The organism is Micromonospora sp. NPDC047753 (genome assembly GCF_040642735.1).
Lineage (GTDB): Bacteria > Actinomycetota > Actinomycetes > Mycobacteriales > Micromonosporaceae > Micromonospora.
In genome coordinates this window covers 1-8542 of sequence record NZ_JBEYSL010000292.1, presented here as the reverse complement: position 1 = coordinate 8542, position 8542 = coordinate 1, and the positions used below count along the sequence as shown (strand labels likewise).

General features: G+C 73.4%; 7 protein-coding genes. 4 read left to right on the top strand and 3 right to left on the bottom strand.

From position 1 onward, the window contains the following. Together ABZ749_RS22630 and ABZ749_RS22625 are read right to left on the bottom strand one after the other, a co-directional pair. On the bottom strand, positions 1-424 hold a 424-nt coding region (locus ABZ749_RS22630), incomplete at its 3' end, for a Clp protease N-terminal domain-containing protein (RefSeq protein ID WP_357230742.1). Then, positions 424-660, bottom strand: a complete 237-nt coding sequence (locus tag ABZ749_RS22625; protein WP_030336062.1) for an HTH domain-containing protein — start codon at positions 658-660, stop codon at positions 424-426. The genes ABZ749_RS22625 and ABZ749_RS22630, both read right to left, overlap by 1 nt. A 152-nt stretch (positions 661-812) precedes the next feature. Here ABZ749_RS22625 and ABZ749_RS22620 point away from each other — a divergent pair, with 152 nt between their 5' ends. The 3 genes from ABZ749_RS22620 (at position 813) to ABZ749_RS22610 (ending at position 4992) form a co-directional block, all read left to right on the top strand. Further along, positions 813-1673 (top strand): universal stress protein, encoded by an 861-nt coding sequence (locus tag ABZ749_RS22620; RefSeq protein WP_357230739.1) that lies wholly within the window; start codon positions 813-815, stop codon positions 1671-1673. Between the two features lie 68 nt (positions 1674-1741). After that, positions 1742-4135 (top strand): phosphoketolase family protein, encoded by a 2394-nt coding sequence (locus ABZ749_RS22615; protein ID WP_357230745.1) that lies wholly within the window; start codon positions 1742-1744, stop codon positions 4133-4135. Between the two features lie 11 nt (positions 4136-4146). After that, complete coding sequence (locus ABZ749_RS22610; RefSeq protein WP_357230736.1) at positions 4147-4992, top strand: universal stress protein; 846 nt, start codon at positions 4147-4149, stop codon at positions 4990-4992. Between the two features lie 46 nt (positions 4993-5038). Here the strand turns inward: ABZ749_RS22610 and ABZ749_RS22605 are convergent, their stop codons facing one another. Beyond that, a complete protein-coding gene (locus ABZ749_RS22605; RefSeq protein ID WP_357230733.1) occupies positions 5039-7384 on the bottom strand; it encodes a heavy metal translocating P-type ATPase in 2346 nt (781 codons plus the stop codon). Between the two features lie 232 nt (positions 7385-7616). Between ABZ749_RS22605 and ABZ749_RS22600 the strand changes: the two genes are divergently transcribed. Next, positions 7617-8534 carry a nitroreductase gene (locus ABZ749_RS22600; RefSeq protein WP_357230730.1) on the top strand — a complete coding sequence of 306 codons (918 nt, stop codon included), beginning with the start codon at positions 7617-7619 and terminating at the stop codon, positions 8532-8534. Positions 8535-8542 lie beyond the last annotated feature (8 nt).

The following is an 8542-nucleotide window of genomic DNA, read 5'->3' as shown; positions in this document are numbered from 1 at the left end:
GGGCCTCCCGCAGGGACAGCTCCAGCGCCTTCTTGGAGCGGGGCGAGAACGGGCCGCCGAGGTAGCGCCTACGCCCCCAGCGGCGACGCGGCGCCGGCACCGCCTCCCGTAGCGCGTCCGGGCCGAAGGACTGCTCGATGCGGGCCACGATCGCGGCCAGGTCGATGCCGATCTCCCGCAGGGCCGCCGCGTCCGCGTCGCCGAGGCCGGCGCCGCCGCTGACTGTGTGCCGGCGGACGCGTTCGCGCAGGTCGTCGGCGCGCACCCCGGCGTCGGCGAGCACCCGGCTGGCCAGCCCGGCGTCGTCGGCGAGCAGGGCGAGCAGCAGGTGCTCGGTGCCGACCGGGCGTTGGCCCTCGACCCGCGCCTCCTTCAGCGCCCGTCGTACCACGTCGCGTGCCCGGTCGGTGAACCGTTCGAACATCACGCCTCCCAGGATGAGTTGACCGCCGGTCGCCCGGCGTGCTTCTTGTGCACTGCCTGCCGGCTGACCTCGAGCGTGTCGGCGATCTCCTGCCAGGACCAGCCCTGCCGTCGGGCGTTGTCGACCTGGACCACCTCGAGTCGCTCGAGGAGCCGGCGTAGCGCGCGGACGGCGCGCAGCCCGACCCGGGGGTCGGTGCTGCCGGCTGCCGCCGCTAGTTCTGTCGCCTGACTCATGCCGTCAACATACGTTGACAACTGCGGGTCTGTCAACCCTGGTTGACGAGCGGCGACCGCAGCGGATCGGACCCGCCACCGTGCTCAGCCGACTACCCTCGGTCAGGGACAGCTTGGTCGTGCCGGGCGCGACGCCCGGGAGGTGATATCGGATGGCCGCACCCGCCGACGCAGCGGTGCTGGTCGGCCTCGGGTCGGAACTCGACCTCCCGGTCGTCGAACAGGCCGCGCAGGAGGCCGCCGGACACGGCCGGCCACTGCACCTGCTGCACACCTTCGACTGGCGCGCGGCCTTCGCCGCGGACACCGTCGCCGCACCCCGCGACCAGGCCGAAGATCTGATCACCCACGCCGCCCAACTCGCCCACCAGACCGAGCCAGGGCTGACCGTACGCGGGGAGATCGTCGAGAGCGCCATGCTGCCCACCCTCATCCGCCGCTCGGAGGTCGCCTTCCTGCTGGCCGTCGGCGACAGCGGCATGGCGGGCAGCGGTCAGTGCGTTCCGGCCGAGACGACAGCCGTGCAGTTGGCCGCCCGGGCCGGATGCCCCCTGCTGGTGGTCCGACGTGAACCGCCGCCGCAGGGCCCGGTGCTGGTGGGCGTCGACGGCTCGCCCAGCTCACACCTCGCCCTGCAGTGGGCCCTCAAGTGCGCGGCCCGCCGCGACGCCCGACTGCTGGCCCTGCGGGTGGTCGAGTACGACGAGGACACCGACGCGGTCGCCGAGCAGCTCACCGAGGCACTGGTCCGGCACGCCGGGCGGGACCACACCGTGCCGACCGAGTGTCGCGTGGTACGCGGCGACCCCGCCGACGTGCTGATCGACACCTCCCGCAACGCGCAGGTGGCGCTGGTCGCCGCCCGCGGCGATGAGCCGGGGCGGGCCATGCTGGGCGCGGTCGCCCAGTCCCTGCTCTACCACTCCCCGGCCCCGGTGGTCGTCGTCCGCGGCCTGGCCGAGGCGCCGCTGACCGGGCCCGATGCCCGCCCGGCGCGGGACCAACGGCCCTGACCCCGGGGCGTCCGCACCGGCCAGGCTGGACGCTGGAGGCCCCACTCCTACCCGCGAGAGGCAGCATGATGGAGACCGCTCTCGACGTGCACCACGCCCTCACCGACGACGAGCTGCGCCGGCTGGACGCCTACTGGCGCGCCGCGAACTACCTCACCGTCGGGCAGATCTACCTGCTGGACAATCCGCTGCTGCGCGAGCCGCTGACTTCCGACGACATCAAGCCCCGACTGCTCGGGCACTGGGGCACCAGCCCCGGCCTCAATCTGATCTACGCCCACCTCAACCGGGTGATCGTGGCGCGCGACCTCAACGCCATGCTGGTCACCGGCCCCGGCCACGGCGGCCCGGCCATCGTGGCCAACACCTGGCTGGAGGGCACCTGGTCGGAGCGCTACCACGACGTGGCGCGCGACGAGACCGGGATGTCCCGGTTGTTCCGCCAGTTCTCCTTTCCGGGCGGCATCCCCAGCCACGTCGCGGCGGACGTGCCGGGTTCGATCCACGAGGGCGGCGAGCTGGGGTACGCGTTGAGCCACGCCTACGGCGCCGCGTTCGACCACCCGGACCTGCTGGTGGCCTGCGTGATCGGCGACGGCGAGGCGGAGACCGGGCCGCTGGCCGGCAGTTGGCTCTCCGACGTGTTCCTCAACCCGGCCCGTGACGGCGCGGTGCTGCCCATCCTGCACCTAAACGGTTACAAGATCGCCAACCCGACGGTGCTGTCCCGGATCCCCGAGGCCGACCTGCTGGACCTCATGCGTGGATCGGGCTACCAGCCGTACGTGGTGGCCGGTGACGAACCCGCCCGCGTGCACCGGACCCTCGCCGCGACGCTGGACCGCGTGCTGAGCGAGATCGCCGAGATCCAGCGGAGGGCCCGCTCCGGAGGCGTCGTCGAACGCCCCCGCTGGCCGATGATCATTCTGCGGACGCCGAAGGGCTGGACCGGCCCGAGTGAGGTCGACGGCACCCAGGTGGAGGGCACCTACCGCGCCCACCAGGTGCCGCTGTCGGGCGTACGCGACAACCCTGCGCACCGGGCCGAGCTGGAGCACTGGCTGCGCAGCTACCGGCCGGAGGAGCTGTTCGACGCGACCGGCGCGCCGGTGGAGGAGCTGCTGACGCTGCCGCCGCGCGGTGACCGGCGGATGAGCGCCAACCCGGTCACCAACGGCGGCGTGGTGCTGCGCGACCTGACCCTGCCGGACTTCCGCGACTACGGCGTGGAGGTTCCCGAACCGGGTACGCCGATCGCCGGCGCGACCGGGGTGCTCGGCCCGTGGATCCGCGACGTCATCAGCGCCAACCCGGAGACGTTCCGGCTGTTCGGCCCGGACGAGGTCGCGTCCAACCGGCTGGGTGCGGCGTTCGAGGTGACCGACCGGGCCTGGGTGGCCGCCACAGTGCCCGGCGACGACCACCTCTCCCCCGACGGGCGGGTCATGGAGGTGCTCTCCGAGCACCTGTGCCAGGGCTGGCTGGAGGGCTACCTGCTGACCGGCCGGCACGGCGTGTTCACCAGCTACGAGGCGTTCATCCACATCGTCGACTCGATGCTGAACCAGCACGCCAAGTGGCTGAAGGTGACCCGGGCCATCCCCTGGCGGCAGCCGATCGCCTCGCTGAACTACCTGCTCTCCAGCCACGTCTGGCGGCAGGACCACAACGGCTTCTCCCACCAGGACCCGGGCTTCATCGACCACGTCGTCAACAAGAAGGCCGAGGTGGTGCGGGTCTATCTGCCGCCGGACGCCAACACGTTGCTCGCCACGATGGACCACTGCCTGCGCAGCCGGCACTACATCAACGTGGTGGTGGCCGGTAAGCAGGCCGCCCCGAACTGGTTGACGATGACCGAGGCGATCCAGCACACCCGGCGTGGCCTGGGCATCTGGGAGTGGGCCAGCAACGACGGCGACACCGAACCGGACGTGGTGCTCGCCTGCTGCGGAGACGTGCCCACCCTGGAGACGTTGGCCGCCGCCGAACTGCTGCGCCAGCACCTGCCGAAATTGAAGGTGCGCCTGGTCAACGTGGTCGACCTGATGCGCCTCCAGCCGGACACCGAGCATCCACACGGTCTGACCGACAACGAGTTCGACACCATCTTCACCCAGGACCGGCCGATCATCTTCGCGTACCACGGTTATCCATGGCTGATCCACCGACTCACCTACCGCCGCACGAACCACGAGAACCTGCACGTGCGCGGTTACAAGGAGGAGGGCACCACCACCACCCCGTTCGACATGGTGATGCTCAACGACCTGGACCGCTTCCACCTGGTCATCGACGTCATCGACCGGGTGCCCGGGCTGGCCGCCAGCGCCGCGCACCTGCGCCAACGGATGGTCGACGCCCGGCAGGCGGCCCGCGACTACACCCGCCAGTACGGCGAGGACGACCCCCAGGTCGCCGAATGGCGCTGGGTCCGCGACACCGACCCGACCACCCCCTGAAGGAGGACGACGTGCGCAACGCGGAGATCCTGGTCGGCTACGACGGCTCCACCGACGCCTCGATCGCCCTGAACTGGGCCATCGACGAGGCACGGCACAGCGGCCAGCCGGTGCGGCTGGCGTACGTCTTCGAATGGCTGACGGTGGCCAGTTGGGTCGGCCCGGGCGTGGCCCCCGGCGTGTGGCCGGACGACACCGCCCGCCGGCAGGTCGACGACCTGGTGCGCAAGGCCGCGGCGGACGCCACAGCGGCGAACCCCGGGCTGACCATCACCGGCGAGGTGTACGACGGGCCGCCCGCGCTGGTGTTGCAGGAACGCTCGGCGGAGGCCGGGATGCTGGTGCTCGGCAGCCGGGGTCACGGCGGATTCGGTGGCCTGCTGGCCGGGTCGACGGCGGTCTCGGTCGCCGCGCACGCCCACTGCCCGGTCGTGGTGGTCCGGGACGGGGCCGACAAAGCCCTGGCCGGCCCGGTGGCGGTCGGCGTGGACGGCTCGGAACCGTCGCTGGTGGCGCTCGGCTTCGCGGCCGAACGGGCGGCACAGCGTCAGGTGCCGTTGCGCGTCCTGCACGCCTGGACGCCCGGCCCAGGCGGGGCGGCCGGGGTGCCCGACGAGCGGGCCGCCGTGGAGCAGGCGCTGGAGCCGTGGCGGCGGACGTTCGCCGAGCTGACCATCACCGTCGATCTGGTCCCGACCAGCCCGGCGGCCATGCTGATCGAGGCGAGCCGGGACGCGCGGCTGGTGGTGGTCGGCAGCCGCGGCCGGGGCGGGCTGGCCGGAATGCTGCTCGGCTCGGTCAGCCAGCAGCTCATCCAGCACGCCCACTGCCCGGTCGCGGTGGTCCGCGAACGCTGACATCCGCCGGGCGGGGCCGCACCGGGATGCGCGACCTGACCCGGGGTCACCGCCGCGCGGTCGTCGGGTCGGACGGGTCGAGGGAGAAGAACTCTTCCTCTTCCTGAGCCAGGTGCAGGCGCAGCACCGCGTCCAACCCGTAGAGGGTGGCCAGCAGGTCGGGAACCTGGTCGGGGCGCGGCCGGCCGTCGGCGGTCTGGGCGAGTTGGGCGCCGAGCAGGTCCACCTGACGGCGGATCTCCACGTGTGCCCGACTCATCGTCGACGTCGCCTCCTCGCTGCCCAGCGGGGCGGCCAGCGCGGGGTAGAGCTGTCGCTCCTCGGCAGTCACGTGCGGCAGCACGCGTTCGGTCAACCGGCGGTACGTCTCGCGTACCGCCGGCAGGCACCTCGGCGAGGCCGGGTCGGTGGCGACCAGGTCGGCGGTGTCCCGCAACCCGGCCAGCACGTCGCGGACCGCCTGATGTTCCGCCGCGTAGTGGGCGAGCAACTCCCGGGTGCGCGGCGGGACGTCGCGCCGGCGCAGCCCACCTCCCAGTGCCCGCAGCGCGTTGAGGATCACCAGCACGTCGATGCCCTCCTGAAGGAACGCGCCAACGACCGGGGGCAGCCGACCGGCCGCCGCCACGAGCATCGCCAGCACGGCCAACCCCATCCCGACGGTGGCGCTCTGCACCGCGATCCGCCGGGCGTACCGGGCGATCTCCACCGCGTCGGCGAGCCGGTCCAGCCGGTCCACGGTGAGCACCGCGTCCGCCACGTCCGCCGAGGCGCTCGCGCCGGTCGCGCCCATCGCCACGCCCACGTGCGCCTCAGCCAGTGCAGGAGCGTCGTTGACCCCGTCGCCGACCATCACGGTGACCGCCCGGTCGGCCTCCGCCCGGACCCGGGCCACCTTCTCCTGCGGCGTGCAGCGGGCAAGCACGTCGTCCACCCCCACCATCGCCGCGACCTGCGCTGCGGTGGCCGGTTGGTCGCCCGTGACCAGCAGGATCCGCCGCAGCCCCGCCGCACGCAGGCGGCGTACGGTGCGGCGGGCGTCGGGGCGAACCGGATCCTCCAGCAGGATCGCGCCGAGCACTCCACCCTCGTCGCTGACCCACACCGCAGACCAACCGGCCAGCTCGGTGCGGGCCCGCGCCCGGTCCGCCCACTCGGGCAGCTTCCCGGTGACCTGACCGACCCGGACCAGTCGGCCGTCGACCCGGCCGGTGACCCCCCGTCCCGGCTCCTCGGTGACGCCAGTCGGCTCGGTCAGTGTCAACCCCCGATCGCGAGCCTGCCGGACCAGCGCGGTGGCCAGCACGTGCGGAGACAACTGCTCCACCGAGGCCGCGAGGCGCAACACCTCGTCACGATCACCAGCCGGGGCGACGACCGTCTCGGCGGCGCGCGGGCGGCCGGCGGTCAGCGTGCCGGTCTTGTCCACCAGCAGTGTCCGAGCCCGGCCGAGCAGCTCCAGCGCGCCACCGTCGCGGACCAGGACCCCGCGCCGGGCCACCCGGGACAGGCCGGACACGATCGCGATCGGGGTGGCCAGCAGCAGCGGGCAGGGGGTGGCCACCACCAGCACCGCCACCGCCCGGACCACGTCGCCGGAGAGCAGCCAGCCCAGCCCGGCCAGGACCAGCGTGAACGGCACGAAAGCGGCGGCGTACCGGTCGGCCAGCCGCACCATCGGGGCCTTGCGGGCGGTCGCCTCCTGGGCCAACCGGACGATCCCGGCGTATGTGCTCTGCGCAGCGTTCCTTGTCGCGCGCATGCCGAACCCCGCGCCGGCGTTGACCACACCGCTGGGCACCGCCTCCCCGGCGGCCCGCTGAACCAGCCGCGACTCTCCGGTCACCACCGACTCGTCCAGCGTGGCCGCCTCGCCGACGGTCCCGTCGACCGGCACCACGTCCCCCGGGCCGACCAGCAACCGGTCCGCCACCGCCACCTGGTCCAGCGGCACCACCTCGATAGCGCCTCCGGGCCCACGCCGACGTGCGGTACGCGGAGCGCGCTCCAGGAGGGCCCGCAGGTCGCGGGTGGCCCGGCGCTGCGCGTACGCCTCCAACGACCGCCCGGTCGCCAGCATCACGGCGATGACCGCCCCGGCCAGGTACTCCCCGACGCCGAGCGCACCGGCCAGCGCCAGCACGGCGATCACGTCCACGCCGAAGTGCCGGTGCCACAACGAGCGCAGCATCGACCATGCGGCCGGTAGCAGCGCGGCCACCGTGACGGCCGCCCAGATCAGGTCGGCTGCGCCGGCCCGGCCGGCGATGCGCAGCACCGCACCCGCCAGCACTGCGGCGGTGAGCCCAACCAGCGGCACCCACGCCCACCACCGCCGGACCCGTCCGCGGACCGGCTGCTCCGGTACGCACTCGTTTGGCTCGGCCCCCACCTGCGCATCGTCGCAGCCGGTGGGCGGCCAGCGGCCGGACACCGGGCGTTTCGCCCGGTGTCCGCACGTCGTGGCGGTGTGCCGGGCCTGGTAAGGCGGGCGTAACGGCTCGGCGTGGTCGGGACCTGTGGCCCCTGCGGGCACACCACCGGATGGCACAGGATGAGGCGGCAACCCCAGACACGGCGACGCGCCGTACGGCACGATGAGCAGAGACGGAAAGGTCGTGACCATGAGTCAGGAAAGTCAGCTGACCACCGCGCTGGCGGAGGCCGCCGCCACCGCCGGCCACGCCCCCTCGGTGCACAACAGCCAGCCGTGGCGCTGGCGGGTGCTGCCCGACGCGTTGGAGCTGCGCTCCGTCGCCGACCGACAGCTCGCCGCCGCCGACCCCGAGGGGCGACTGCTCGCGATCAGCTGCGGCACCGCCCTGCACCACGCCCGACTGGCGCTGGCCGCCGAGGGGTGGCGCGCCGTGGTGCAACGGCTGCCCGACCCGGCCGACAGCGAGCTACTGGCTCGGCTGACCGACCTCAGCCACACCACGGCCGACCCGGACGCCATGCGCATGGTGCAGTGCATGCAGGTCCGGCACACCGACCGGCGGCCGGTCAGCGACGAGCCGGTGCCGCCCACCGCGATCGAGGAGATCACCCGGGCGGTCACCGCCGAGGGGTGTCGTTTGCAGATCCTCGACCGCGACGAGATGTTGGAGCTGGCCGCCACCGCGGGGCACGCCGACACGGTCGAGGCCGAGGATCCGGAGCTGCGCGCCGAGCTGGCGTACTGGACCAGCCGGGCCGGCGAGGGCACCGGCCTGCCCGCCGAGGTGCTGCCCGAGCAGCCTGCGCAGACCACCGTGCCGGGCCGCGACTTCGGCCGTCCCGGCAGCCTGCCGGTGGGCCCAGGCCACGATCGGATGGCGGTGTACGCGATGCTGCACGGCGACGAGGACGAGCGGGACAGTTGGCTGCGCGCGGGCGAGGCGCTCTCCGCCGGTTGGCTGACCGCCACTCGGCTTGGCGTGTCCGTGGTGCCGCTCAGCGCGGTGGTGGAGGTGCCGGCCATCGCGGCCATCGCGGTGCTGTCGACGTCCCGGTCGGCGTCCCCCGCCGGGATGAGGCTGGGGAACGACCCGTCCGCGCGCTGAAGTCCCTT

Excerpts from the sequence above, each read along its gene's own strand:
- ABZ749_RS22625 (WP_030336062.1), bottom strand. The coding sequence starts at position 660 with ATGAGTCAGGCGACAGAACTAGCGGCGGCAGCCGGCAGCACCGACCCC.
- ABZ749_RS22620 (WP_357230739.1), top strand. The coding sequence starts at position 813 with ATGGCCGCACCCGCCGACGCAGCGGTGCTGGTCGGCCTCGGGTCGGAA.
- ABZ749_RS22615 (WP_357230745.1), top strand. The coding sequence starts at position 1,742 with ATGGAGACCGCTCTCGACGTGCACCACGCCCTCACCGACGACGAGCTG.
- ABZ749_RS22600 (WP_357230730.1), top strand. The coding sequence starts at position 7,617 with ATGAGTCAGGAAAGTCAGCTGACCACCGCGCTGGCGGAGGCCGCCGCC.